General features: G+C 72.3%; 22 protein-coding genes. 15 read left to right on the plus strand and 7 right to left on the minus strand.

Features of this window, described 5'->3' with window-relative positions; all coding sequences use genetic code 11:
* The first annotated feature begins 174 nt into the window (after window positions 1-174).
* Window positions 175-1,434: a glycosyltransferase gene (locus AC0VYL_RS24145; RefSeq protein ID WP_475463241.1), complete on the plus strand. Its 1,260-nt coding sequence runs from the start codon at window positions 175-177 to the stop codon at window positions 1,432-1,434.
* A 25-nt stretch (window positions 1,435-1,459) separates the two neighbouring features.
* Here AC0VYL_RS24145 and AC0VYL_RS24150 read toward each other — a convergent pair whose 3' ends face one another.
* From AC0VYL_RS24150 to AC0VYL_RS24160, 3 genes are all read right to left on the minus strand, one after another.
* A complete protein-coding gene (locus tag AC0VYL_RS24150) occupies window positions 1,460-3,166 on the minus strand; it encodes a sensor histidine kinase (protein WP_475463243.1) in 1,707 nt (568 codons plus the stop codon).
* A gap of 80 nt (window positions 3,167-3,246) precedes the next feature.
* Window positions 3,247-3,945 (minus strand): response regulator transcription factor, encoded by a 699-nt coding sequence (locus tag AC0VYL_RS24155; RefSeq protein WP_475463244.1) that lies wholly within the window; start codon window positions 3,943-3,945, stop codon window positions 3,247-3,249.
* Between the two features lie 70 nt (window positions 3,946-4,015).
* On the minus strand, window positions 4,016-4,963 hold the full coding sequence (locus AC0VYL_RS24160; protein WP_475481578.1) for an HpcH/HpaI aldolase/citrate lyase family protein: 948 nt from the start codon (window positions 4,961-4,963) through the stop codon (window positions 4,016-4,018).
* A 170-nt stretch (window positions 4,964-5,133) separates the two neighbouring features.
* On the opposite strand from AC0VYL_RS24160, the gene AC0VYL_RS24165 reads away from it, so the two are divergent.
* Window positions 5,134-7,512, plus strand: a complete 2,379-nt coding sequence (locus AC0VYL_RS24165; protein ID WP_475481579.1) for a molybdopterin-dependent oxidoreductase — start codon at window positions 5,134-5,136, stop codon at window positions 7,510-7,512.
* A gap of 9 nt (window positions 7,513-7,521) precedes the next feature.
* Here AC0VYL_RS24165 and AC0VYL_RS24170 read toward each other — a convergent pair whose 3' ends face one another.
* From AC0VYL_RS24170 to AC0VYL_RS24180, 3 genes are all read right to left on the minus strand, one after another.
* Entirely contained in the window at window positions 7,522-9,660 is a 2,139-nt protein-coding gene (locus tag AC0VYL_RS24170; protein WP_475456231.1) for a PrsW family glutamic-type intramembrane protease, read from the minus strand.
* 136 nt (window positions 9,661-9,796) lie between these two features.
* On the minus strand, window positions 9,797-11,122 hold the full coding sequence (locus AC0VYL_RS24175; RefSeq protein WP_475481580.1) for a methyltransferase family protein: 1,326 nt from the start codon (window positions 11,120-11,122) through the stop codon (window positions 9,797-9,799).
* Window positions 11,119-12,102: a hypothetical protein gene (locus AC0VYL_RS24180; RefSeq protein WP_475481581.1), complete on the minus strand. Its 984-nt coding sequence runs from the start codon at window positions 12,100-12,102 to the stop codon at window positions 11,119-11,121. Before AC0VYL_RS24180 ends, AC0VYL_RS24175 begins: the two co-directional genes overlap by 4 nt.
* A gap of 102 nt (window positions 12,103-12,204) precedes the next feature.
* On the opposite strand from AC0VYL_RS24180, the gene AC0VYL_RS24185 reads away from it, so the two are divergent.
* Together AC0VYL_RS24185 and AC0VYL_RS24190 are read left to right on the plus strand one after the other, a co-directional pair.
* Entirely contained in the window at window positions 12,205-12,855 is a 651-nt protein-coding gene (locus AC0VYL_RS24185) for a TetR/AcrR family transcriptional regulator (RefSeq protein WP_475481582.1), read from the plus strand.
* The gene (locus AC0VYL_RS24190; protein ID WP_475481583.1) at window positions 12,852-13,346 is read left to right on the plus strand and encodes an NUDIX hydrolase; all 495 of its coding nucleotides are present in this window, start codon (window positions 12,852-12,854) and stop codon (window positions 13,344-13,346) included. The genes AC0VYL_RS24185 and AC0VYL_RS24190 overlap by 4 nt, the downstream gene beginning before the upstream one ends.
* Here AC0VYL_RS24190 and AC0VYL_RS24195 read toward each other — a convergent pair.
* Window positions 13,315-14,898, minus strand: coding sequence for an NAD(P)H-hydrate dehydratase (locus tag AC0VYL_RS24195; RefSeq protein ID WP_475481584.1), 1,584 nt, complete (start codon window positions 14,896-14,898; stop codon window positions 13,315-13,317). The genes AC0VYL_RS24190 and AC0VYL_RS24195 overlap by 32 nt on opposite strands.
* 1,208 nt (window positions 14,899-16,106) lie before the next feature.
* Here AC0VYL_RS24195 and AC0VYL_RS24200 point away from each other — a divergent pair.
* From AC0VYL_RS24200 to AC0VYL_RS24250, 11 genes are all read left to right on the plus strand, one after another.
* Window positions 16,107-16,526: a hypothetical protein gene (locus tag AC0VYL_RS24200; protein WP_475481585.1), complete on the plus strand. Its 420-nt coding sequence runs from the start codon at window positions 16,107-16,109 to the stop codon at window positions 16,524-16,526.
* 130 nt (window positions 16,527-16,656) lie between these two features.
* Entirely contained in the window at window positions 16,657-18,708 is a 2,052-nt protein-coding gene (locus tag AC0VYL_RS24205) for a hypothetical protein (protein WP_475481586.1), read from the plus strand.
* 118 nt (window positions 18,709-18,826) lie between these two features.
* A complete protein-coding gene (locus tag AC0VYL_RS24210) occupies window positions 18,827-19,189 on the plus strand; it encodes a cyclin family protein (RefSeq protein ID WP_475456247.1) in 363 nt (120 codons plus the stop codon).
* A complete protein-coding gene (locus tag AC0VYL_RS24215; protein ID WP_475456249.1) occupies window positions 19,182-19,601 on the plus strand; it encodes a hypothetical protein in 420 nt (139 codons plus the stop codon). The genes AC0VYL_RS24210 and AC0VYL_RS24215 overlap by 8 nt, the downstream gene beginning before the upstream one ends.
* An 83-nt stretch (window positions 19,602-19,684) precedes the next feature.
* Window positions 19,685-20,092: a hypothetical protein gene (locus tag AC0VYL_RS24220; RefSeq protein ID WP_475481587.1), complete on the plus strand. Its 408-nt coding sequence runs from the start codon at window positions 19,685-19,687 to the stop codon at window positions 20,090-20,092.
* A gap of 60 nt (window positions 20,093-20,152) precedes the next feature.
* Window positions 20,153-21,007: a sulfurtransferase gene (locus AC0VYL_RS24225; protein WP_475456253.1), complete on the plus strand. Its 855-nt coding sequence runs from the start codon at window positions 20,153-20,155 to the stop codon at window positions 21,005-21,007.
* 317 nt (window positions 21,008-21,324) lie between these two features.
* Window positions 21,325-21,924 carry a DUF4178 domain-containing protein gene (locus tag AC0VYL_RS24230; RefSeq protein ID WP_431872943.1) on the plus strand — a complete coding sequence of 200 codons (600 nt, stop codon included), beginning with the start codon at window positions 21,325-21,327 and terminating at the stop codon, window positions 21,922-21,924.
* A gap of 7 nt (window positions 21,925-21,931) precedes the next feature.
* Window positions 21,932-22,444 carry a DUF2617 family protein gene (locus AC0VYL_RS24235; RefSeq protein ID WP_475456255.1) on the plus strand — a complete coding sequence of 171 codons (513 nt, stop codon included), beginning with the start codon at window positions 21,932-21,934 and terminating at the stop codon, window positions 22,442-22,444.
* Window positions 22,445-22,456: 12 nt separating this feature from the next.
* Entirely contained in the window at window positions 22,457-22,825 is a 369-nt protein-coding gene (locus tag AC0VYL_RS24240) for a hypothetical protein (RefSeq protein ID WP_475456257.1), read from the plus strand.
* A 91-nt stretch (window positions 22,826-22,916) separates the two neighbouring features.
* Entirely contained in the window at window positions 22,917-24,506 is a 1,590-nt protein-coding gene (locus AC0VYL_RS24245) for a polyamine aminopropyltransferase (protein ID WP_475481588.1), read from the plus strand.
* Window positions 24,507-25,260: 754 nt separating this feature from the next.
* On the plus strand, window positions 25,261-25,581 hold the full coding sequence (locus AC0VYL_RS24250) for a MerR family transcriptional regulator (protein WP_475456261.1): 321 nt from the start codon (window positions 25,261-25,263) through the stop codon (window positions 25,579-25,581).
* Window positions 25,582-25,874 lie beyond the last annotated feature (293 nt).

Below are 25,874 nucleotides of genomic sequence, written 5' to 3' on the forward strand. Positions count from 1 at the left end.
TTGACACACAAAGGCGGACACGGAGAGTATTCATCCCTGCGCCTTGTGCTACGTCGCCGGTCGCCTCGGCGTCACCGGAAGGTCGGCGGCGGTCCATACCGGTGGACCACACTCGTGGCAGCCACACCGGACCAGAGCACGGCCCAGCCGCTCGACGCCTCCAGGAGAACCGGTATGTCCACGTCCTTCGCACCGAAGTCCCCCACCGTTCCCCGGTCTCCGGAGAAGGGCCGCGGGAGGCGCCGCGTCCGGGTCCTCATCGGTACCGACACCTACCCGCCGGACGTGAACGGCGCCGCCTACTTCACCGCCCGGCTCGCCCACGGCCTGGCCGGGCGCGGAGCCGAGGTGCACGTCCTGGGCCCCTCGCCCACCGGCCGCCCCTACGTGACCGAGCGGGACGGGGTGGTGGAGCACCGGCTGCGGTCCATGCCGTCGCTGGCGCACGAGAGCGTGCGGCTGGCACTGCCACCCGGGGTGCGCGGGCACCTGAACCGGCTCCTGGACCGGTTGCGCCCCGACACCGTGCACATCCAGAACCACTTCCTGGTCGGCCGGATGCTCACCCACGCCGCGCGCGCCCACGGCATCCCGGTGGTGGCCACCAACCACTTCATGCCCGAGAACCTCTTCGACCCCATGCGGATACCCGAGCCCCTGCGTCCGTACGCGGCCCGGCTGGCCTGGTGGGACCTGGGCCGCGTGCTGTCCAGGGTCGAGCACGTGACCACGCCGACCCCGGCCGCCGCCGGACTCCTGACGGACCAGGGGTTCGCCCGGCCCGTGGAGCCGGTCTCCTGCGGCATCGACCTGGCGCGCTTCCAGCCGCTGCCCGAAAGGGCCCGTACGACCGAGCGGCGACGCCTGCGTGAGCGGTTCGGAGTCCCCGACCTCACGTCGATGCTGTTCGTGGGCCGCCTGGACGAGGAGAAGAACGCCGACGAGCTGGTCAGGGCCGTCCGGCTCCTGCCCGGTGTCCAGCTGCTGCTGGCCGGGCACGGCGCGCACCGGGCCAGGCTGGAGGAGCTCGCCCGCGCGGAGGGGGTGACCGACCGGGTGGTCTTCCTCGGGTTCGTCGCCCACGAGGACCTGCCGGACGTGTACCGGTGCGCGGACGTGTTCACCATCGCGGGCACCGCCGAGCTCCAGAGCATCGCCACACTGGAGGCCATGGCCAGCGGTCTGCCCGTGGTGGCCGCCGACGCGATGGCCCTGCCCCACCTGGTGGAGGAGGGCCGCAACGGCTACCTGTACCGGCCGGGCCGCCCCGCCGAGCTGGCGGAGCGGCTGCGTCTGGTGGTGGAGGACGAGGCCACGCGGGCGCGGATGGGCGGGCACAGCAGGCTGATGGCGTCCCGGCACCGCCTGGAGGACTCGCTGGAGCGCTTCGAGCGGATCTACCGGGACGCGACGGCCGGCACCCGCCCCTGGTGAGGGCGGGTACCGACCGGCCGACGACCTAGCCGGGTGGCGGCCCCTGCGGACCGGACGGCGGACCGGGTGGCCCGGAGGGAGGACCAGGCGTTCCAGGTGGCGGGCCCGACGGTCCGTGGTGCGGAGCGGACCGGCCGGGTGGTGGCCCCTGCGGGCCGGGTGGCGGACCGGACGGGGGTCCGAATGACGGACCGGATGGTCCCGCGGGCGGAGGCCCCTGCCTCCCGGGCGACGGCGGAGATCCCGGAGGAGCGGCCGGTGGTCCCTGCGGTGCGGGCGGCGGACCGTCCTGCGGAGGCTGGTGGAGCGGCAGCTGGAGGCCGATCACCATGCCGCCGCCCTCGCGGTTGCGGGCGAACACCTGGCCGCCGTGCGTCTGCGCGATCTCCTGGACCATGGACAGTCCCAGCCCGGAGCCGGGCAGACCACGCGCGACCGTCGCCCGGAAGAAGCGCTCGAAGAGGTGCCCGATCTCGGCCGGGTCCACCCCCGGGCCCCGGTCCAGGACCTCCACCACGCCCCGGCGGACCCGGATGACGATCGGCTCCCTCCCGTCGGGGTCGAACTTGGCGGAGTTCTCCACCGGGTTGGCCAGGGCCCGCTCCAGCGAACCGGGACGGCCCCACACCACGCTGTCGTCGGCGTCCACCAGGATCTCCCGGCCGGTGCGCCGCCGGCTACGCGCCGCCACCCGGTCCGCGACCCCGGCGAGCGCCACCGCGCTCGGCGTCTCGTCCTCGTGGTTACCGGTGGCCAGCCCGACCAGTTCGTTGACCAGTCCGGTGAGCTCGCGGGTCTCCCCCTGGAGGTCGTCGATGAGCCGCTGCCTGCCCTCCGGGCTCAGCCGGTCCACCCGGCCCAGCACCTGGACGTTGGTGTGCAGGCTGGTGAGCGGGGTCCGCAGCTCGTGCGCGGCGTCCTGGACGAGGCGGCGCTGTTCGTCCTTGGACCGGGCCAGGCGGGCCAGCATCGCGTTGAACGCGCTGCTCAGCCGCCCCACCTCGTCGTTGCCCGGCTCCTCCGGGGCGCCGACCCCGCCGACGGCGTCGGCCTGGTCCCCGTTGCCGTTCCGGTTCGGGGTGACCGGGTCCAGGCGCCCGGTGGAACTGACGTACTCCGCCGCGTTGGTCAGCCGGACGAGGCGGCCGGTGATGCGGTGGCCGACCAGCCAGCCCACCGAGGCCGCGCACAGGGCGACCAGCAGCCCCACCCACAGGATCTGGACGGCCAGGCGCCCGATCATCTGCTCCACCGGCGACAGCCGTTGCAGGAGCTGGATCGCCCCGTGCCCCTCCCCCAGGGACACGGTGCCCACCCGGTACTCCTGGCCCTGGACCAGGGTCTCGCGGGTGTCCACCACCCCGGCGTCGTCGGCCCGCGCCACCTCCAGGTCCTCGGCGGTGGGGTGGAAGGAGGCGAGTTCGTGCCGGTTGGCGAGCAGCTGAGCCCAGGTGCCGTCCGGAGTGAGGATCTGCGCGTCCAGGCTGCCCGGTGCCAGGAAGGTGAAGGTGCTGCCGTCCGGGGCGTCCTGGTTGTTCCGCGCGGAGATCTCCAGCTGCCGGGACAGGTTCTGCACGGCCTCGTTGAACTCGCTCTCGGCGTCGGCCCGGATGAGCGCGGCGGCGGTGCTGTAGGCCAGGGTGCCGACCAGGGCGATGGTGACCGCCGCGACCAGGGCGAACAGCACGGCGAACCGGGTGCCCAGGCGCCACTCACCGGGGTGCAGGACCACGCTGCCGCGCGTGGCGCCGGAGGCTGCGGGGCCGGGGCCGGGGGCTCCGGTGGGATCCGTCGTGGGAGCGGTCACCGGCCTCACCCCTGGGGACGCAGCGTGTACCCGACGCCCCGGACCGTCTGGATCAGCGGTGGACCGCCGTCCTCCAGCTTGCGGCGCAGGTAGCTGATGTAGACCGCGAGGTTCTTGGACTCGGGGCCGAAGTCGTAGCCCCAGATGCGGTCGTAGATGGTGGCGTGGTCCAGCACGATCCCGGCGTTGCGCATGAGGAGTTCGAGCAGGTCGAACTCGGTCTTGGACAGCTCGATCTCCCGCTCGCCCCGCCACACCCGGCGGGCCCGGCCGTCCAGCCTCAGCTCGCCCACCCGCAGCGGCGCGTCCCCGTCGAACTCCTCCGGCACCGGCGCTGCCCGGCGCAGCAGGGCGCGCAGCCGCGCCAGGAGTTCGTCCAGCTCGAAGGGCTTGGCGAGGTAGTCGTCGGCACCGGCGTCCAGCCCCGCCACCCGCTCCGGGGTCTCCACCCTCGCGGTGAGCATGAGGATCGGGGTGCGGTCGTGTTCCGCGCGCAGTACCCGGGCCACGCCGAGTCCGTCGACCCCGGGCATCATCACGTCGAGGACGAGCAGGTCCACGGGGTCGGCGTGGACGGCGGCCAGGGCCTGGACGCCGTCCGCCGCCGTCCGCACCGTGTACCCCTCCAGTTGGAGGGCGCGTTCCAGGGACTCCCTGATGGCCCGGTCATCGTCGGCGATCAGGACGGTGGCGGTGCTTTCCATGGGGCCCATGCTCTCCCACCTTGGTGAGAGGTCGGTAAGAGGCGGGCCGGAGGGATACGAGACCGGTGGCTCAGGCGTCGGGGTCGAGGGTCCGGGTACGGCTGAGCCCGGCGGCGCGGCCCTTGCCCGCCACCACCAGCGCCATCTTGCGGGAGGCCTCGTCGAGCATCTCCTCACCGAGCATCACGGCGCCGCGCCGGTCCACGGTGGTGGCGTGCGCGTAGGCGTCCAGGATCAGTTCGGCGTGGTCGTAGTCCTGCTGGGAGGGGGCGTAGGCCTCGTTGGCCGCCTCCACCTGGAGCGGGTGCAGGACCCACTTGCCGTCGAACCCGAGCGCGGCGGTGCGCCCGGCCGCCCGGCGGAGGGCGTCGACGTCGCGGATCTGGAGGTAGGGGCCGTCGATGGCCTGGAGCCCGTGGGCGCGCGCCGCCACGAGGATGCGCATGAGCACGTGGTGGTAGGCGTCGCCGGTGTCGTAGCCGGGCGGCTGCTCCCCCACCACCAGGCTCTTCATGTTGACGGAGGCCATGAAGTCGGCCGGTCCGTAGACCAGCGTCTCCAGACGGGGTGAGGCGGCGGCGATCCGGTCCACCTCGACCAGGCCCCTGGCGTCCTCGATCTGCGCCTCGATCCCGATCCGGCCGACCGGCAGGTCGGAGGCGCGTTCGATCTGGGTGAGGAGGGTGTCCAGCCAGTGGACGTCCCGGGCCCCGGTGACCTTGGGCAGGACCAGGGTGTCGAGGTGGGCTCCGGCGCCCTCGACCACGGCGATGACGTCGCGGTAGGCCCATGGGGTGGAGACGTCGTTGACGCGCACCGACCGGACCCGGCCCTCCCAGCCGCCGTCGTTGAGCGCCCGGACCACGGTGGCGCGGGCGGCCTCCTTCTCCAGCGGCGCCACGGCGTCCTCCAGGTCGAGGAAGAAGGCGTCCGTGTCCAGTCCCCGGGCCTTCTCCACGAACCGGGGGTTGGACCCCGGGACCGCGAGTACCGACCGCCGTGACCTGAGTTCGCCCATCGTCGTCCGCTCCCCTGCCGTGTGTGTCCACTCGTGTTGGCTGCGCGGCTCATCATCGCACCGGCCGCGGACGCCGCACGAGGGCGCGCCCCCGTCGCTGCGTAGAGTGTGAGCCGGGACGGGGGTCCGTACCGCCGTCCGTGGCCACGCAGGGGAACACGGGAGTGCACATGTCCGCGACGCTTCGCCCGACCAGCGCCCACTGGGGCAGCTACCAGGTCGAGGTCCACGACGACCGGGTGGTCGGGGTACGCGCCAACCCGGAGGACCCGGAGGCGTCTCCCGTCATCGGCAACACCCCCGCCGCCCAGCACCACCGCACCCGGGTGGCCCGCCCGGCGGTGCGCCGCCGGTGGCTGGAACACGGCCCCGGCCCGGATCCGCGCCGGGGCGACCCGGAGGACGCCTACGTGGAGGTGGAGTGGTCCACCGTGCTGGACCTGCTCGCCAAGGAGCTGGACCGGGTGCGCACGGAGCACGGCAACGAGGCGATCTACGGGGGTTCCTACGGCTGGGGCAGCGCGGGCCGCGTCCACCACGCGCAGAGCCAGCTGCACCGGTTCCTGAACACCGTCGGCGGGTACACGCGGTCGGTGAACACCTACAGCCACGCCGCCCTGGAGGTGCTGTTCCCCCATCTGATCGGCACGAGGGACGCCAACCGCCTGTTCAGCCGGGTGCCGTCCTGGGAACGCATCCGGGAGCACACCGAGCTGCTGGTGAGCTTCGGCGGGCTGCGGGTCTCCAACACGTGGACGACCTCGGGCGGTCGGGCCGCCCAGACCGCCGGGGCGGCGATGCGGGCGGCCTCGGACGCCGGGGTGGAGTTCGTGTCGGTGTCCCCGTTGCGCGACGACACCGACGCCGGGGTGAAGTCGGCGTGGGTCTCGCTGCGCCCGGGGACGGACACCGCCGTGATGCTGGCCCTCATGCACGTGCTGTTCCGCGAGGGGCTGGCCGACACCGCCTTCCTGGACCGCCACACGGTGGGCGCCGACCGGCTGCGCGCCTACGTCCTGGGTGAGCGGGACGAGCACGGGAACCCGGGCGGGGTGGAGCGCTCCCCCGAGTGGGCCGAGCGGGTGAGCGGGGTGCCCGCCGCCGACCTGCGCGCCCTGGCCCGGCGGATGGCCGAGAAGCGCACCCTGGTGAACGTGGGCTGGTCGCTCCAGCGGGCGCGGTACGGCGAGCAGCCGCTGTGGGCGGGGTTCGCGCTGGCCTGTGCCCTGGGCCAGGTGGGGCTGCCCGGGGCGGGGTTCGCGTCCGGGTACGGCTCCATGGGCAACTACGGGGGCGGGGCCACCCCGCTGGGGCTGCCGCGCATGCCGCAGGGGAACAACGCGGTGCGCTCGTCCATCCCGGTCGCGCTGGTCTCCGACATGCTGCTGCGTCCAGGGCAGACCTACGACTTCAACGGCGAGAGCCGTGTCTTCCCGGACATCAGACTCGTGTACTGGGCGGGCGGCAACCCCTTCCACCACCACCAGGACCTGGCCCGGCTGACCACGGCCTTCGGCCGTCCGGAGACCGTGGTGGTGCACGAGACGCACTGGACGGCCACCGCGCGGCACGCCGACATCGTGATCCCCTCGACCACCGTGCTGGAGCGGAACGACATGGCGGCCAGCCAGGGCGACCTGGCGCTGCGTGCGATGCCCCGCGTGGTCCCGCCGCACGGGCAGGCGCGCGACGAGTACGACACCTACGCCGACCTGGCCGAACGCCTGGGCGTGCGGGAGGAGTTCACCGAGGGCCGGACCAGCGGCGAGTGGACGCGGGTGGTCTACGAGCGGTGGCGGGCGCTGCTGGCCCGCCGCGACCTGGAGGTCCCCGGCTTCGACGAGTTCTGGGAGCGGGGCCGGATCGACATGCCCGCCCGGGTCCAGGACGAGACCCACCTGGGCGAGTTCCGTGCGGATCCCGAGGGCAACGCGTTGCGGACCCCGAGCGGGCGGATCGAGCTGTACTCGGAGACCATCGCGTCCTTCGGCTACGAGGACTGCCCCGGGCTCCCGGTCTGGCTGCCCGGTCCCGCGGTGACCGGGCAGGACGGCTCGGAGGACGGGCCGGGCGGACGACACCGTGCCGTCGGCGGTGACGAACGGCCGCTGGTGCTGGTCGCCAACCAGCCCGCCACCCGTCTGCACAGCCAGCAGGACATGGGCGGGTACAGCGCGTCCCGGAAGGTCCACGGCCGCGACCCGCTGCGCATGCACCCCGACGACGCCGAGCGGGCCGGGGTCCGCGACGGCGACGTGGTGCGGGTGTCCGCCGCGCGGGGGTCGTGCCTCGCCGGGCTCGTGGTGAGCGACGCCCTGCGGCCGGGGGTGGTCCAGCTCTCGACCGGTGCCTGGTACGACCCGTCGGGCGCCGACGTCACCTGCGTGCACGGCAACCCGAACGCCCTCACCGAGGACGTGGGCACCTCGTCCCTGTCCCAGGGCTGCACCGGCCAGTTGGTGCGGGTGCGGGTGGAGCCGTACGCGGGCACCCCGCCGAGGGTCCGCGCGTTCGACCCCCCGGTGGGTGTGGAGCCGTTCGAGGGCTGACCGGGTCGGTCAGCGGCGGATCAGGCGGTTCACCCCGGCGGGCAGGATGAGCCCGACCAGCCCCAGGAACGCGTAGCCGACCTGGCCGGGGGCGAGCATGCCCAGGATCGCTCCGGTGTTGGCGGTGGGGGCGCGCAGGAACTCACCCATGCGCGGGTGGGCGCGTGGCACGGCGTTGCCCGTGGTGAGCAGGGTGAGCACGGCCAGTCCGGTGAGGGAGGTCCACACCAGGGTGGCGGTGTCGGCCGCCGTGACCCAGCCGAGGAACAGCTCCACCGCCCGCACCGCGTAGCCGGGGGTCCCCTCTGGCGCGGTTTCCGGCACCGCCCCGGCCCCGAGGACGAGCAGCGCGGCGACGGCCACCACGATGCCCCCGGTCCCGGCCAGGCCGATCCGGCGGGCCAGGTCGCGGGCGTTGTCGGCCAGCTCCTCCTGGGAGGGATAGCGGCGCCAGCTCCGGCCCCGTGATCGGGCCTCGCCCATGGCGTTGGCCCGTCGCCAGCGGAGGAACCGCAGCGCGTCGGCCAGGGCTCCCGGGCCCTGTTTGGCGGCCATGGTGGCGGTGGCGAGCTCGTGCGCGATCGTGGTGAGCGTGGTGGCGAGGGTGACCGGCAGGTTCACCCAGGACAGCGCGATCCGACGGAAGAGCGGGGCGATGTCGGCGGGGACGCGCACCCGCAGGGCCACCGACCTGCCGTGCGCCCAGCGGCGCAGCCCCGGCAGCGGGGTCCGGCCGGGCAGCGGGGGCGTGGTCTCGGCCGCCGTGGCGATCACCCGGTAGTCCATGGCCACCGCGAACAGCAGGGCGAGCAGCAGCAGCCACGGGGTGAGCGCGCCGCCGCCGAACAGCGTGTGCACGAGGGTGGAGAAGCCGTCGAGGCGGGCCCCGGCCGCCCGGGCGTTGACGTCCAGGTGGTCCAGGAACACCAGCGAGGTGGCCAGGACCGGAAGCAGCCACAGCCAGCCCCCGTACCGGCGACCGACGATCGCCAGGCCGAGGGCGGCGCCGATCAGGCCGGTGGCGACGGCGTGCCCGGAGTACGGTTCGGGCGCGGTCCCGCTCACCAGCCCGGTGGCGGGGTCCATCAGGGGCGCGGAGATCCCCACGAACAGCCGTTCGGCAAGCTGGAACCCGGCGCCGGAGGCCGCTCCGAGCAGCAGGAAGTCCACGGCGGACAGGCGGCGCACGCGGCGGCGGGCCAGCAGCACCAGAACCAGCAGCGGGACGAGTTTGCCGACCTCCTCCACGGTGACCGCCACGTAGGTCTGGCTGAGCACGCCGTCGACGTCCCACCCGAGAGCCCCGCTGATCAGTGAGGACAGCAGGGCCAGCGGCCAGAGCAGGAGGGCGCCGAGCGCGGTCACCCGCAGGAGCGCCGCGAAGGAGACGGTCCGGGAGCGCGCCAGCAGCGCCAGCTGGAACAGCAGCAGGTAGGCGAGGAACAGGGCGGGCGGGGCCGCGCCCAGGGCCGGGACCGCGAGGGGGGCGACCAGCAGGACGCCGAGCATGAGCCAGCCCCAGGTGCCGCGCAGGGCGCGCAGGGACCGGACTGTTCCCGGTCTGCGCTCGCGGGCGCGTTCGGCCCCGCGGGCGAGCCGTTCGGCCAGGTCGGGGCCGGGGGCACGGGGGGCGCGCGCATGCCGGGCGCCGGGTTCGACGCAGTTGTAGTGCTGCGCGGCGCGGAGCAGGTCCGGCCGGTTGGCGTCCAGGGCCCTGGTCGCGAAGTCGGCGCGCACCCGGGGGATGTCCGGGCCGACGATCTCGCGGACGAAGTCCACGGGTCCCGAGGCGACGGTGAGTTCGCTGGCGGAGACCAGGACGGCGGCCGAGAAGTCCTCGACGCACACGAGGAAGTCGGTCGGGGTGGGCCCCCATCCCCGGATGAGGTCGATGAGGGTGTCGGTGTCGAGGGGGACCTCGGTCACCGGGTCGTAGGAGTACTCCGCGCGGGTGCGGCAGACCAGGAGCCGGTCGACGCCCAGGGCCCGTCCGGCCTCGACGACGCCCCGGATGAGGTTGCGGTCGCGCGGCACCACGAACGGGGTGGTGACCTTGCCCCTGGCCTGGATCCACTGGTGGGAGAACTCGGTGGGGCCGGCACAGACGCGCAGCACGAGGTCGCGCGCGAGCATCGCCTGTTCTTCCATGGACATCCTCGTGCCGGGGGGCTGGGTGCGTGGGTCGGGCGTGCCCTGTGGGAGGCGCGGCCCCGCATGAGCATAACGGCGAGGGGGTCCCGTGGAACATGTGAGTTCGCGGCGATCGTTCGGTTGCCGGACGTGGTCAGGTGAAAGGACGGGTCATGGCCACCGTGTCCGTTTTCGGCGGTTCTCCGGAACGCCCGGTGGCGGTTCTGGAGGGGCGCGGTCCGGCGCCGAAGGCGTCGCCGCACAGCTGCACGAAGTGGCGCAGCACCGGCAGGGACAGCGCCCACCCGGTGATCGCCCAGCCCAGGTGCAGGTGCTCCATGGCCCGCGCCAGGGCGGCGACACCGCTCCACCGCACCCCCTCCGCGTTCTCGTAGGTGAGCCGGTACAGCACCTCGGGGTGCTCGGCGGCCGGGCGCAGGGTCAGGGCGGTCGGTCCGCGCGCGGCCAGCCAGGCGCCCACGTCCCGGCATGGGCCGCAGTCGGCCGCGACGTACAGGGTGCCCCGCGCCCGTCCCGCCCACGGCCGCCAACGCGGCAGCCACGCCCGCACACCCGCGCGGTAGACCTCCCAGTCCGCCCCGAAGGACGCGCGCAGCTGCCCGCCCTCGTGCCAGGAGGCGAACCCGGCGCCGTAGGCCACGGCGACGGGGACGCCCACCAGCAGCGGTGGATGGAGCAGGCCCAGGACCAGGTAGAGGAGCACGATGGTGAGCTGCATCGGGTTGCGCACGTACGCGTAGGGGCCGCTGGTCACCAGACGCGAGGGCGGGTCGTAGGGCAGCGGGGTCCCGCCGCCCACCGTCGCGAACTCCCGTGCCGCCGCCAGGCCGGGCAGGCAGATCAGGGCGAGCACCTGCGCGCCCGCGGTCAGGGCCTCCGGGGAGGTAGTCCAACTCCAGGACGGCCCGACCGGGGCGGTGGCCAGCACGTACACCGGCAGGACCACCATCAGGCCGAGGGCGAGCACCGCCTGCGCCCACATCCGGGCGTGGACCAGCTGGCCGCGCCGGGTCCAGAAGGCCAGCAGCAGCGCGGGGATCAGGCAGAGGACGGCGCCCAGGAACTCACCGAGCAGCCACAGCGGACCGAGCACCACCACGGGTTCGGCCAGCGGCATGAGGATGAGGTCCAGCCACACGAGCACGGCGGTGACCAGCGGGACGGGCAGGAAGCGGAGCATCAGGGCGGGCAGCGCGCCCCACAGCAGCACCCAGGCGAGCAGCAGGTCCACCGGAACGCCCTGCCACACCGCGCCCTGGGCGTGGAAGGACCACCAGCCCGTCCGCTGCGCGACCAGGTTCAGCGGCAGCAGGGTGAGCAGGGCCCAGCCGGAGGCGACGACCATCGCCGCGATCTCCCGCTGCCCGGGGGCCCGCCACAGGCACAGCGCCGCGACCGCGAGCACCGGCAGGAGGAGGCCCGTACCCCGGACCGCCAGGGCGGGGAGTTCGGGCGTCATCGGGACCCACCTCCCGCGAGCGCCCGGGCCTCCGCCTGGAAGGTCCGCGCGAGGTAGTCGGCGGCCAGGTCCGTGACGTGGGACTGCACCGGACCGAAGTACCAGGAGGGGTCGTAGGTGCGGGTGTACTCGATCTCCCAGGTCAGCCGCGTCCCGTCGGGTTCGCCCCGCCAGGTGGCCACCGCTCGTTCCATCTCCATCCAGTTGGCGAAGGCGGTGTCCTCGGTGACGGCGAAGACCACCCGGCCGCCGTCGGCGCGCACCTCGCTCTCCACGACCTCCAGCCGCAGGTGGCGCGGGGTGGGCTCGGCGCCGAGGGCCAGGGTCCGGCGCGGGGTGAAGTGGACGACCCGGGTGTCGCCCTCCTCCAGCCCGGAGCCGACGGCCTCGACCGGCTCGGGGAAGGGGACGGCGCTCAGCAGGAAGGCGTCCGGGGCGGCGTACGCGGGCGGCGCCGCGAGAGCGTCGGCCACGTCGGCGGAGTCCGCGGTGACCAGGACCGACCCCGTTCCGGCGTCCTCCCTCGGAAGCAGGGAGAACCCGGCGACCCCCTCCAGGGCCAGGGCGAACAGGAGCGGGACGGCCAGCAGGGCGTGGGGGTGGCTCCGCCTGGGCCGCCGGAGCGCGTCGACCACCCAGGCGACCAGGGCGACCACGCCGTAGATCAGCGGGGCCGAGATGAGCAGGCAGACCATGCCCTCCCCGAGCATCGGTCCGGCCACCAGCAGGCAGACCGTGGTGACGGCCATGGCGACGCGGACGGCGCCGCGCGCCCGGACGCAGAGGACCACGAACAGGGCCAGCAGGGCGGGCAGCCCGACGTAGAACAGGGCGGTCTGGTCCAGGCCGCCGAACCTGGTCACCCGGACGGCGAGCAGGGCGGTGAAGGCCGCGAGGACGATCCCGGCGAGGATCCACCGGGCCGCCGTGGGTCTGGCCCGGGGCGAGGGACGGTCCGGTTCGAGGGATGGCTGCGTCACGGTGGGGGCTCCTCGGCTGTCGCTGACTTGACGACATGATTAAAGCACACGGTTTAATCACTCGATTAAACCGTATGATGAATCCCGACCCGAGGGAGGACCATGGCCAGGACCGGCGGCGGGAGCCGCAAGAACAGCGCCGAGACCAGGGAGCGCCTGATCACGGCGGCCAGCGAGGTACTGCGCGAGGAGGGGTACGCCGGGGCCTCGGCCCGGGCCATCGCCACCCGCGCGGAGGCCAACTCGGCGCTGGTCTTCTACCACTTCGGCGGCGTCGACCAGCTGCTGCTCGCGGCGCTCGACCGCTCCAGCGCCGAGCGCATGACCCTCTACCGGGAGCTCGCCGCGCAGGCCCGCACCCTGGAGGAGCTCGTGGAGGTGGCCACCCGCATCTACCGGACCGACCTGGAGCGCGGCCACATCGCTGAGTTCTCCGAGCTGGTCGCGGCGGCGGTCACCAAGCCCGAGCTGCGCGCGGAGATCAACGAGCGCTCCCAGCCGTGGATCGACTTCATCGCCGACGAGTGGGATCGTGTGCTCGGGGGGTCGCCCCTGGGACGGCTGCTGCCCGCGCAGGAGGTCGCGTACGCGGCGATCACCTTCTACCTGGGCGTGAACCTGTTCTCCGTGCTCGACGAGGACCGCAGCCGCACCGAGGGCGTGTTCGACCTGGCCGGGAGGCTCGCGCCACGCGCCAAGCTGCTCACACTGCGCCTGCCCCGCCGCGGGACCCCCGACAAGAGCAACCCGTGAAGGAGAGCACCGTGAACGTGGAGATCAGCGAGGGGATCGTCTTCCCCGACACCGCCGACGGGGAGCGCTGGGTCGCCGGAGCCGTGGTCGTCGACGAACGCGGCCACGCCTTCGCCCAGCGCAGGTCGGCCACCCGCAAGGTGTTCCCGCACTGCTGGGACATCGTCGGCGGGCACGTGGAGGACGGCGAGACCATGCTCCAGGCGCTGGCCCGCGAGATCCGCGAGGAGACCGGCTGGACCCTGTCGGCCGTGGTCGCGGAGCTGTACCGGCTGGACTGGGACCCGGGCGACGGGGTGACCCGCCGCGAGGTGGACTACCTGGTCCGGGTGGACGGCGACCTGTCCGCCCCCGTGCTGGAGGCCGACAAGCACACCGAGTACATGTGGGTCGACGACTCGAAGCTGCACCTGTTGCGCGACGCCCGCGACCCCGGCGACTACTTCATCACCGACATCGTCAGGCTCGGCCTGGAGGCCGCCCGGTCCTGACCTCCGCGACCGCGAGGGGCAGCGCGTCCAACAGGTCCGAGGCGCTGATCGGCGCGCCCTCACGGGCCAGGACCGCCGCCCGCCCGTGCAGGTAGGCGGCGCACATCGCGGCGTCCTGCCCGGACAGGCCCGAGGCCAGCAGCGCCCCGGCCACGCCCGACAGCACGTCACCCGAGCCCGCGGTGGCCAGCAGCGGGGTGCCCGTGGGGTTGACCACGGTCCGCTCCCCCGGGTGGGCGATCACCGTCGTGGACCCCTTGAGCAGGACCGTCGACCGGTACAGCTTCGCGGCGCGGGTGACCTGCGCCAGCCGGTGCGCCTCGATCTCGGCGCGGTCGGTGTCCGGCAGCAGCCGGGACAGCTCCCCCGCGTGCGGGGTGAGCAGCGTGGGCGCGCCCCTCCGGTGCACCAGTTCGGTGAGGGGGACGCTGCTCGCCACCAGGGTGAGCGCGTCGGCGTCCAGCAGCACCGGGACGTCGCTCTCCAGAAGGGCGCGCAGCTCGTCCGCGTTGGCCGGGTGGGTGCCGCGACCGGGCCCGACCACCACCGCCGAGACCCGCCCCGGACCGAGGTCGGTGCTGCTCCTCGGGTCCATGTGCAGGCCCACGACCTCGGGCCACCGCGCGATCACCTGGGAGAGGACGTCCTCGCCGCCGCCGTAGCGGACCATGCCCACCCCGGTGCGGAGCGCGCCGCCGACACACAGGACGGCGGCGCCCCGGTACTGGTCGGAACCGGCCCGGACGGCGAGCACGCCCCGGCGGTACTTGTCGTCCTCGGCGGCGGGGACGGGCAGGAGTCGGGCGATGTCCACAGCCTGTGGACGGACGAGACCGGCCTCGGGCAGCTCCGGTTCCAGCCCGATGTCCACGAGGCTGACCCTCCCGGCCCGCACCGCTCCCGGGTCGACGAACAGCCCCGGTTTGTACGTGCCGAAGGTGACCGTGGCGTCCGCGCGCACCGCCTCCCCGGCGACCTCGCCGGTGTCGGCGTCCACCCCGCTCGGCAGGTCCACCGCGACGACGGGTGCGGACGAGTCCGAGGCCAGGACGGCGAGCGAGGCATAGGGTTCACGGAGTCCGCCGTGCCCGCCGATCCCGACCAGGCCGTCCACGACGAGGTCGGTGTCCAGGAGCGCGGACTCCGCCTCGGCGGTGATCAGCGCGCGAGGTGCACCACCCTCCCCACCAGCCCCGAAATTCCTTGTGGCCTCAGGCGCCCCGGAGGCCACGGCCGGGCCGTTGTCGATGACCCGACCGCCCGCCGCCAGCAGCGCGGCCATCCCCTCGGGGTGGACCCGCCTGCCCGCCAGGACCGCCCGCACGAACGCGCCGCGCGACGCCAGGCTCGCTCCCGCGAAGAGGGCGTCGCCCCCGTTGTCGCCGCCGCCGACCAGCAGCGTCACGCGGGCGCCGTGGACGCGGGGGAGCATGCGGGCGCAGTGGACGGCCAGGCCCATGGCGGCCCGGCGCATCAGCGCGCCTTCGGGCAGTCGGGCCATGAGCGCCTGCTCGGCCTCCCGGACGACGCTGACGACGTGGGCGGAGCGCATGGGTCACACCTTTCGAGGGGCGGTGCCTCCATCGTGGCGCACGCCCCGGAACGCACCCACACCGCCACGCACACGAGCCACACCAATCCCGAAGCCAGCGGCGTTCCCCCGCGCCCCGACGCACATCGCCACCCCAGCCCCCTTCCGCACCCCAAGAAGGAACATGCGCACCACCACACAGGAGGCATCGCCCCCCTCGCCTGCCACCCAGCGCGCCCCGCTGGTAACACCCGCCCCAGCACGCACACGAGCTGCGAGCCCCAACGGCACGACCACGCATCCAGGCACATCGCCGCTCGGCACCCCTTCGCACCTCAAGAGGGCACGTGCGCACCACCACGCACACAAGCCCAGCACACCCCAGGCACCTCCCCCCCTGAGGACGCTCCACCTCAGCAGGCACACGAACCACACCAGCCCCGAGACACCAGCGCTCCCTCGCACCCCGACGCACATCGCCACCCCAGCCCCCCTTCCGCACCCCAAGAAGGAACATGCGCACCACCACGCAGAGAGGCCCCAGACGCACCCCGGTACCCCTCCCCCGACGCGACCCGCTGAGGACGCTCCACCTCAGCAGATACACGAGCCTCACCAGCCCCAAAGGCACCGCCGCCCCGACGCACATCGCCGCTCGGCACCCCTCCGCACCTCCAGAGGGCACGTGCGCACCACCACGCACACAAGCGCAGCACACCCCGGGCACCTCCCCCTGAGGACGCTCCACCTCAGCAGCCACACGAACCACACCAGCCCCGAGACACCAGCTCTCCCTCGCACCCCGACGCACATCGCCACCCCAGCCCCCTCCGCACCTCCAGAGGGAACATGCGCACCACCACGCACAGAGGCCCCAGACGCACCCCGGATACCCCCTGCCCCGACACGATCCTTGAGGACGCTCCGCCTCGGCACACGTACCAGCCACCGCCGCGCCTGGAGCCACCGCCACCCTTGGGCACCCCGCGGGGACGCGCACCTACTTCGAACGAGCGCGCACGGCACACGGGGCGCCCCTCCCGGAGCACTCCGTCCCGGACCGAAGGGAGCGTGTCCGCGCCGCGCCACGGGCACCGGGCGGGGCGACGATCTCGGACGGGGACGCGCCCGGAGCAGTGCGGACACCGAGAGTGATACTGGACTACTTTTTGATGTGACCGCAGGTGGCAGGGGCAGGAGCCACCCGATTCCCACGGGAGGAAGCACCCATGGCACCCGGCTACCGCCGCTTCACCAAGTCCACCGGCCAGCCGTTGAAGCCACGGGAGTGGCACCGGATCGGCTTCGACCTGCGCGACGGCCAACCGCCGACCGATCCGGCGGAGCTGGTGGGATCCACCGAGCCCTCTGGCGCGCTGTACGACCTCGCCGTGGGGGTCACGCTCACCAACATCACCCCGGGCCGGGAGGTCCAGTTGCGCGCGGTCGAGTTCGCGCCGGACGGCTCCCTCGGGCGGGAGCTGCCGGTGGAGGTCACCACCCACGCAGTGGGGCACGGGGGTTTCACCTACGCCTGGAAGGACCGGTTGGAGCCGGGCCACCGCGTCGAGATGTGGGCCGCGCAGTTCGGGGAGGCCGACGCGCACCTGGTCTCCGCCGAGGCCGTCGTCTTCCTCTGGCCCCTCTAGCCACTTGGGCCACGAAAGGGACTTGTTGCTCAGAAATCACTTTCTACACATATAGCCCGTTGTCACGGAATCGACACGTAGAGAAGTCCTCGCAGGGGACAATGGGTGCATGCCTCGACCAAGCAAATATGTGTCCAGGTCCGATCTGGGCTGGGGTGCCTCCCCCGCCGAACGGTCCAACCCCCGCTCCGGTCTCGTCATCCACTACGACAGCAGCGACCAGAACCTCGCTGACAAGAACCACTCCTCCTGCGTCACCTACTGGCGCAACACCCGCAACTTCCACACCGGTCCCTCCCGGGGTTGGGCGGACATCGGGTACTGCGCCGACGAGGAGACGCAGATCCTCACCGAGGACGGCTGGCGGTCCTTCCGCGACCTCCGCACGGGCGACGCGGTCCTCACCCTCGACCACGAGACCGGCACCTCCCGCTGGCAGCCGGTCCAGGCCGTCAACGTCTTCCCGGCCACCGAGCGCACACTCATCCGCATGGAGGGGCGTTCACACTCCTCCCTGACCACCCCCCAGCACCGCTGGCCCGTTGAGCGGTTCCACCGCTCAACGGGTACGGAACGCCAGAAGTCGGCTGACGGACGGTGGGCCGCGACCGGTCGCGCGGAGCGCGGGGACCAGGGCCGTGAGCGGGTGTGGGCGACCACGGAGTCACTGACCCACTGGGACCGCATCCCCCTGTCGGCGCCCTGCGAGAGCCTGCCCGCCGAACCCAAGTGGGAGGACTCCCTCGTCGAGCTGATCGGTTGGTTCTGGACCGAGGGCCACGTCAAGCCGCAGAGCCGGAGCCGCGAACCCAGCTCCGGTGTGGCCGTCCACCAGTCAGCCGAGCGCGACCCGGACAACGTCGCCAGGATCAGGGCCGCCCTCCTCGACCTCTTCGGCCCCCCGTGCGAGCGGTTCCCCCGCACCGGCTCGGCCTCGGACGGAGTTCCCCGCTGGCGTGAGGCCCTCAACCGGGGCCTGGTGGAGTTCCACCTGTCCGCGGACGCGGAACGGGTCCTGCTGGAGCTGGCTCCGAACCGGGTTCCCACCCACGCGTTCCTGTCCTCCCTCACCGGAACGCAGCTCGAACGCTTCATCGAGGTCTCACTTCTGGCGGACGGGCACAACAACAGGACCAACGGCTCACGGGCACTCAGCCAGAAGAACAGGGACGGGGCGGAAGCGTTCCAGTTCGCGGCCATCCTGGCCGGGCATGCCACCTCGCTGACCCGCAGGCCGCCCACCGACGCGACGGACCACGCCATGTGGAAGGTGGAACTGCGTCGCCAGACCCACTTCTCCCCGAAGGCCGCCGCGTCCCGTCGAGGGGCCTTCACCATCAGCGAGGAGACCCACGGCGGGCACGTGTGGTGTCCGACCACCCCGAACGGCACCTGGCTGGCCCGTCGACGGGGCACGGTGTACTTCACCGGGAACTCGTTCATGGCCTGTCCCCACGGGTACGTGCTCGAAGGGCGCGGACTGTACCGGACCCAGGCCGCGCAGCCGGGCGGGAACTCCTCCCACTACTCCTGCACCCTGGCCACCGGCCCCTCCGACCCCATCACCCCCGAACAGATCAACGCGGTCCGCCAGCTGCGGCAGTGGCTCATGGAACCCGACACCTCCATCTCCGGCAAGGTGCTCGGCCACCGCGACTTCATCTCCACGTCCTGCCCCGGCGACAAGGCCTACGCGCTGGTCAAGGACGGCACCTTCGCCAAAGCTCCCGGAAACACTGAAGGAGACGACGACATGCCCTCTCACCGCAGGTTCGAGAAGGAGAAGACCCAGAAGCTGGAGCCCGGCAGCTGGGCGAGCCTGGCCTTCGACAAGCGGCACGACGGCGAGACCGGCGAGTTCTACGCCCTCGTGGGGGTCGAGGAGACCAAGGGCGCCTACTACGACATCTCCGTCGGGGTGACCCTGGAGGGACTCGACTCCGGTGCCGAGGCACAGATCCGGCTCACCGAGTACGAGCCGAACGGGAACGGCGGCTGGAAGGTGGCGCGCAACCGGCCGATCGACAGCCCCGTGCACGTGGGCGGCCGGGCCCACTTCACCTACTCGTGGAAGGGCAACCTGGGCGAGGGGCGCCGGGTACGCGTGCGGGTGGCCCAGTACGGCAAGGTCGAGGCCCAGATCACGTCCGCGACCGCCGACGTCTTCTACTGGAAGCGCTGAACCGGGGGACCCGGCCCCGGGACGGGGCCGGGTACGCGGTGGTGCCCGCCAACGACTACGATGCGTCGTAGTTTGTTGTGGTCCGCTGACATGGGCGGACGTGCGGAGCGGAGGCGGCGTGGTCGACTGGCTGACCATGACCATTCAGATGGTGTCGTTGGCGATGGCCGTGTGGTGTCTCGTCTCCACCTTCCGCGACCAGCCGATGCTCGTCCCCCACCTGGTGGGCATGGGCGTGCTGTGGCTGCTCGTGCTCGGGCAGGTCGGCGCGATCACCGTGGCGATGGTCGGCGGCGAGCGCCCCGGTGAGACGGTCATGCTCGTCTCCTACCTTGCGACCGTCGCGCTGTTGCCGCCCGCCTGCGCCGTGTGGGGGTTCATGGAGCGCAGCAAGTGGGGTCCGGCCGTGATCGCCTTCGCCTGCCTGATCCTCCCCGTGCTCATGGTCCGGGTCGAGCAGATGTGGAGTCCCGTTGTCTGAGGCATCCGTCGACCGCACCCTGCGCACCGGCCCCGGCCGACTGCTGGTCGCGGTGTACGCCGTGTTCGCGCTCGCGGCGACCGCGCGCGGCTCCTACCAGCTGGCCACCCGGTTCGACGAGGCCCCGCTGGCGTACGGGCTCTCCGTGCTCGCCGGGGTGATCTACCTGGTCGCGGCGGTGGGCCTGGCCCGAGCCGGACGCACCTCGCGCATGGTCGCGCTGGTGTCGGTGTCCGTGGAGATGATCGGGGTCCTCGTGGTGGGCGCGCTCAGCGTGTTCGCCGCCGGTGCGTTCCCGGACGACACGGTGTGGTCGCACTTCGGCAGCGGGTACCTGTTCATCCCGCTGGTCCTGCCGGCGCTGGGTCTGTGGTGGATCCTGCACGTCCACCGCATGGACCGGGACGCGTAGCCACTCAAACCAGCCCGACCTGTGGCGAAGCCGACGCGCCCGCCCAGGCATGGACCGGCACCCTCGGGGCATGGATGATGCCTATGGAGGCACACACCCGAACGCGCACCCTCAGTCGGACGCACCTCACCCCTGCGGCGGTGGGCGGCCCGACCGTCCTCGCCATCGGCCTGGTCCTGACCCTCTCGGCCTGGGGCGACGCGGTCCCCGATCCCGCCCGGCACCAGATCTTCCTCTCCCTGTGGTTCCTCGGCGCCGTCCTCCTGGCGGCCCGGCTGTTCCTCGACGGCCTGCCCTCCGCCCCGTACCTGCCCCGGAGCGCGGTGACGTTCGCGATCGGCCTGGTGGGCGCCGCCTCCGTGGCCACCATGCCGTGGTCCGACCTCGGCTCGGTGTTCTGGTACCAGCTGTGGTTCTCCGTCCCGCTCCTGACCGGGCTGGCCTACGCGGCCTTCCGCCCCTCCTCGGGCCCCTCTCCGTCCGGCTCCTGACCACCACCGTGCGTCGGGGCGCGGCGACTCTCCGACAGATGCCCCCACTAGGCTGTCGCCATGTCCGATCAGACGCTGTCCCTGCCGGTGGCCGTTTCCGCCGCCTGGCTCCGTGACCACCGCGACGAGGTGGTCCTCGTCGACTCCCGCTGGTACCTCGACGGCCGCTCCGGCCGCGAGGCCCACCTGAACGGCCACATTCCCGGGGCCGTGCACGCCGACGTGGACACCGACCTCGCCGCGCCGTCCAGTGACGAGGGTGGCCGCCACCCCCTTCCGGCCGCCGCCGACTTCGCCCGCACCCTGGGCCGCCTCGGGATCGGCGACCGCTCCTCCGTGGTCGTCTACGACGACGCGAACGGCTCCGTGGCCGCGCGCCTGGTGTGGATGCTGCGGGTGCTGGGCACCCCCGCCGCCTTCCTCGACGGCGGCCTCCAGACCTGGACCGGCGACCTGGAGAAGGGCGAGGTGAGCACCGAGCCGGCGCACCGGACCGCCCTCCCCTGGCCCGCCGACCGCATCGTCGGCACCGAAGCCCTCCAGAAGGAGCTGGCCGACCCCGACCAGCTGCTCCTGGACGCCCGCGTGCACGGCCGCTACACCGGTGAGGCCCCCGCTCCGGTGGACGCCCGCGCCGGTCACATCCCCGGTGCCCGCAGCGCCGAGTGGCCCGCCAACCTGGCCCCGGACGGCCTCCTCGCCGCCCCCGAGGTCCTGCGCGAGCGTTTCGCCGCTCTCGGCGCGGACTCCGCCCGCACGGTCACGGCCTACTGCGGTTCCGGGGTGACCGCCTGCCACGACCTCCTGGCCCTGGAGCACGCCGGGTTCGGCCAGACCCGCCTCTACCCGGGTTCGTGGAGCCGCTGGGGCGGGGACGACTCCCTCCCCCTGGAGACCGGGGACCCACGGTCCTGACGACAGGACCAAGACCGACCACCACGGGGCCCGCGCCTTCCGCGCGGGCCCCGTGGCGTTCCCGGCACGCTGCGTACAGGGCCCCCAGACGGGCCGAAAACCACCTAGGCTGGGAGGGCAACGGTCCGAAAAATCCGGAACGTGCTGGTCCTGCGCACTGCTGACACCCGAGACGAGTTCCCCCCAGCGCCCTCTTTCCCTGACCCGATCCGGCCAGGAGCGGAACCACACCTCCCGCACCGGCGTCACATCGCACGGGACCGCCCGGCCCCGGGAGAACCCCCAAGACGTGCTTCACCGCGAATCGAGGAACACTGGTGATCGAACTCCTCCTGCTACTGATTCTCATCGCCGGGATCGTGATCGCGGTCCTGATATACAAGCAGCGCTCGCAGGCCCAGAAGAAGGACACACCGCCCCCGCCTCCCCAGGACCCCTTCGCCGCCTCCGCCACCACCGACACCGCCGGTGACCCGCGCAACATCAAGGCGGGCGACATGATCGACTGGGGCAACGAGCGGACCTGGATTCGCGGCACCCTCCGCCTCTCCGAGGGCGGTTACGTCTGGTCCGAGCACTTCCTGGAGGTCGAGGGCGGCAAGCGCTGGCTCTCGGTCGAGGAGGACCCGGACGTCGAACTGGCCCTGTGGACCGGCCGCCCGGACCTGACCATGGTCCCCCAGGGCAAGTCCATCGAGCTTGAGGGCGTCACCTACAAGCTTGAGGAGAAGGGCTCCGGCTCCTACCGCTCCGAGGGCACCACCGGCCTCAAGGCCGAGGGTGGCATGGACTACGCCGACTACGAGTCCGAGGACGGCCAGCTGCTCGCCTTCGAGCGGTTCGATCACGGCAGCTGGGAAGTCAGCACCGGAACCAAGGTCGCCCCCGGTACCTTCACGATCTTCCCCGGGAGCTGACACCCACATGCGCGCGAGCATCAGCGCCGCCTTCGTCGACACCAAGGCCGACGACCTGGTCTGGACCCTGAACCACCCGTTGGTCGAACCCCTCGCCACCCGCACCGTCACGGTGTCGGGCAGAGAGATCGAGCTACGGGTGCTCGGCGCCTCACACCAGGTGGTCCTGCGCCCCGGTTCCGACGGCGGCGAGCTGGTGGAGACGGTCGCCTGTCTGCCGGGTTCCTCCGGCGGGCTACCCGGCAACGCCGAGCACCCCCTGCCTGGGGTGGGCGACTACCGCTTCGACTCGGTCGTCGAGTCGTTGTCTCGCGCGGAACTCACCCGCCGGGTGGCGGAGGTGCACGACGTCGCCTCCGACTCGCCCGGCGGGCTCCTCGTCGCCTTTCCCGGTGATCCACTCGCGATCACCGCGCTGCACCTGACCTCCGGCAGCGGGGCGTCCCTGCGCTGGCGTACCTGGCACGCCTACCCGCAAAGCGACGAGCTGGTGACGACGACCACAACCCTGACCCCCTAAGAGGAGGCCGACATGGCCACGACCACGACCAGGGGAGCCCGTGCTCCCAGACACAAGCTCGCCGCGATCGGCGGGGCGACCGCCCTGCTGATCCTCCTCTCTGCCTGTTCCAGCGGCGGCAACAACGCCGACTGCGAGCCGAAGGACGACCCCAGCGCGAGCACGACGAGCTCCACCAGCTCGACCAGCACCGGGACCTCGAACACGGCGTCCGGACCCACGCCCAGCCCCTCCCCGACCGACGACTGCTCCAACGGCCGCAGCGGCGGAGGTGGCGGGTTCTTCTTCTTCGGCGGCTTCGGCGGCGGAGGCAACAACAACTCCAACAGCGGCGGTAGCGGAAGCGACAACCGCGGCGGAGGCTCGGGCTTCGGCAAGTAGTCCGCGCGTTCGGGGGGTCGGGCTGGGCACCCAGCCCGACCCCCCGACGCCCTCCGCACACCCTCGTGTCCCTTCCTGAGAAAGCAGTACCTTGAGCGAGACCACGGCCCACGCACGGCCCCGACTCCCGGTGCCGCCGCGCGCGGCCCGGTTCTTCGTTCTGCTGGCGGTGTTCATCTGCGCCGCCTGCGGCCTGGTGTACGAGCTGGCCCTCGTCGCCATCGGCAGCTACCTGCTCGGTGACACCATCACCCAGGCCTCCGTGGTCCTGTCCGTGATGGTGTTCGCCATGGGTGTGGGTTCGCTGCTCTCCAAGCGGTACCAGTCCCGGCCGGCGCTGTCGTTCGCCGTGGTGGAGGGGCTGCTGTCCCTCGTCGGCGGCCTGTCGGTCCTGTTGCTGTACGGGTCCTTCGCCTGGCTGTCGGCCTCCGCCTACCAGCCCACCCTGGTGCTCCTGGCGTTCGTGATCGGCACGCTGATCGGTATCGAGATCCCGCTGCTGATGACGCTGATCCAGCGCATCCGCAAGCAGGAGGCCTCCGAGGCGGTGGCGGACCTGTTCGCCGCCGACTACGTGGGCGGTCTGATCGGTGGTCTGGCCTTCCCGTTCCTGCTGCTCCCGCTGCTGGGGCTGCCCAAGGGAGCCCTGATGGTCGGTGTGCTGAACGCGGTGATCGGCGTGGCCGTGGTGCTGTGGCTGTTCCGCACGGACCTGACCCGGCTGGCCTACGTGGGACTGACCGTCGGGCTGACGTTCATCGTGGCGGTGCTGGGCCTGGCCTACTACTTCGCGGAGAACTTCGAGGTGGACGCGCGCCAGGCCATGTACCGCGACCCGATCGCGCACGCGGAGCGCAGCGAGTACCAGGAGATCGTGCTCACGCAGTCCCTGGACGGCCGTGACGTGCGGATGTTCCTCAACGGCGACCTCCAGTTCTCCACCCTGGACGAGTACCGGTACCACGAGTCGTTGATCCACCCGGCGATGGACGGGCCCCGCGAGGACGTCCTGGTGCTCGGGGGCGGGGACGGCCTGGCCATCCGCGAGCTGCTGCGCTACGACGACGTCGAGTCGGTGACCCTGGTGGACCTCGACCCGGCCGTGATCGAGCTGGCCTCCACGGAGCCCGTGATCCGCGACCTCAACGACGACTCCTTCCAGGACCCGCGCGTGGAGGTGGTCAACGCGGACGCCTTCCAGTGGCTGCGCGACAACCGGGACTACTTCGACGTGGTGATCGCGGACCTGCCCGACGGCACGGACGTGGGTACCTCGAAGCTGTACACGATCGAGTTCTACGCCCTGTTGGAGCAGGCCCTGGATCCGGGGGGCCGGGTGGTCGTGCAGGCCGGTTCGCCGTTCTTCGCCCCGGACGCCTACTGGAGCGTGGGGCACTCGTTGGAGGAGGCCGGGCTCGCGGTCACCCCGTACAACGTGGACGTGCCGACCTTCGGGAACTGGGGCTTCTACCTGGGGGTGTCCGGTTCCGATCCGGGCGGCGCTCCGGAGCTGACCCTGGCGGAGGACGCCCCCGAGCTGCGCTTCCTGGACCAGGACCTGCTGAGCGCGGCGCTGGTCTTCCCCATCGACCGCCGGGAGGGTGACGTGGAGTCCTCGACGATGATGCACCCGAGGATCATCGGCTACCACCAGGACCGTCAGGCCTGGCGCGGCTACTGATCGAGGGTACGGAGGGCACGGGGCGAGAACCCCCGGAGAAGCTCCCTCCGACACGTCCACAAACTTGCACCGGCCGCTGTAGACATGCGCACCGCACCCTGCTATGTTTTCTGTCGTAGCCACTGAGACACACGGCTGGACCACCGGATACGCCGGTGGAGAGCAGGTCGGCTCGACGGTGTGCACGTGCTTCAGGACACCGGGAGCCGGTAGGACCGCAGTACGGAAGTCGAGCAGTACCGCAGTACCGGTCACCCGCTCGCACAGGGGAGACCGCAGCAGAGGGAAGGACGCGGTAGGGCTCGACCGGCGCACGGTTGTTCAGCGCCGGGAGCCGGTAGGACCGCAGTGCCGAAGTACAGCAGTACCCGCAGTAACGCAGTACCGGTCTCTCGCTCACACAGGGGAGACCGCAGCAGAGGGAAGGACGCGGTAGGGCTCGACCGGCGCACGGTTGTACGGCGCCGGGAGCCGGTAGGACCGCAGTCGAAAGCAGTGCACGAAGTGAGAACGAGAGGAGTAGATGCCATCAGGATCGCCTGGGCGAGAGACAGTTCCGCTCGGGTACCGCAGGCCCCGGTTCGGAAGAAGGTGGTCCACGGTCACACAACCGCGATCCCCGCGATCCCGACCCAGCTTGACGTCGGGTGGCGGAAGACCGGCAGTCGCCGGTAGGTGGTATTGAACTCTCGGGCCCCAGCGCCGTACGGCGCTGGGGCCCTCGACGTGCGTTCAGGAGAAGAAGGACACGCACTTGCCCCGTCCCGAGACCGGCCACCGGTTCGACGATGACGACTACCCCGCCTACACCGTGGGCGCCGCAGCGGAGATGATCGGCGTGACGCCGGCCTTCCTGCGCACCCTCGGCCAGGCCAAACTGATCGAGCCCCTGCGCTCGGACGGCGGACACCGCCGCTACTCCCGGTACCAACTCAAGATCGCCGCCCGCGCCCGCGAACTCGTCGACCAGGGGACGCCGGTCGAGTCCGCCTGCCGCATCATCATCCTTGAGGACCAGCTGGAGGAGGCCCTGCGCATCAACGAGGAGCTGCGCGCCGCCGACCCGCCCAGCTGAGTGCGCCCGTCTTCCGCCGGTGTCCCGCGCAGGCCTCGCCCGTCAGGGCCGAGGCCATTCGTTTCCACGGGCAGGGGGCGGTGGGACGCGACGCACCGACGGCTCCTCGCACCGGTGACCGCACGCGTTCGGCGCCCGTACCGGGGGTACGGGCGCCGTTCACGTCTGACACCGCGCGACCTGGAACCTTGGGCCAGTGGGCGGCCACGCGGTGGGTCCTGGGGAGGTGGGGCGGACCGCGCGAGGGGTCCGGTCACCTTCGTCGACCCCCCTGCGGCCCGATCTCCATCCTC

The sequence above is a fragment of the Nocardiopsis sp. iso_238 genome, from assembly GCF_056173325.1.

Coding starts and splice junctions, on each gene's coding strand:
- AC0VYL_RS24145 (WP_475463241.1), top strand. CDS start 175: ATGTCCACGTCCTTCGCACCGAAGTCCCCCACCGTTCCCCGGTCTCCG.
- AC0VYL_RS24155 (WP_475463244.1), bottom strand. CDS start 3,945: ATGGAAAGCACCGCCACCGTCCTGATCGCCGACGATGACCGGGCCATC.
- AC0VYL_RS24160 (WP_475481578.1), bottom strand. CDS start 4,963: ATGGGCGAACTCAGGTCACGGCGGTCGGTACTCGCGGTCCCGGGGTCC.
- AC0VYL_RS24165 (WP_475481579.1), top strand. CDS start 5,134: ATGTCCGCGACGCTTCGCCCGACCAGCGCCCACTGGGGCAGCTACCAG.
- AC0VYL_RS24170 (WP_475456231.1), bottom strand. CDS start 9,660: ATGGAAGAACAGGCGATGCTCGCGCGCGACCTCGTGCTGCGCGTCTGT.
- AC0VYL_RS24175 (WP_475481580.1), bottom strand. CDS start 11,122: ATGACGCCCGAACTCCCCGCCCTGGCGGTCCGGGGTACGGGCCTCCTC.
- AC0VYL_RS24185 (WP_475481582.1), top strand. CDS start 12,205: ATGGCCAGGACCGGCGGCGGGAGCCGCAAGAACAGCGCCGAGACCAGG.
- AC0VYL_RS24195 (WP_475481584.1), bottom strand. CDS start 14,898: ATGCGCTCCGCCCACGTCGTCAGCGTCGTCCGGGAGGCCGAGCAGGCG.
- AC0VYL_RS24200 (WP_475481585.1), top strand. CDS start 16,107: ATGGCACCCGGCTACCGCCGCTTCACCAAGTCCACCGGCCAGCCGTTG.
- AC0VYL_RS24220 (WP_475481587.1), top strand. CDS start 19,685: ATGGAGGCACACACCCGAACGCGCACCCTCAGTCGGACGCACCTCACC.
- AC0VYL_RS24225 (WP_475456253.1), top strand. CDS start 20,153: ATGTCCGATCAGACGCTGTCCCTGCCGGTGGCCGTTTCCGCCGCCTGG.
- AC0VYL_RS24235 (WP_475456255.1), top strand. CDS start 21,932: ATGCGCGCGAGCATCAGCGCCGCCTTCGTCGACACCAAGGCCGACGAC.
- AC0VYL_RS24240 (WP_475456257.1), top strand. CDS start 22,457: ATGGCCACGACCACGACCAGGGGAGCCCGTGCTCCCAGACACAAGCTC.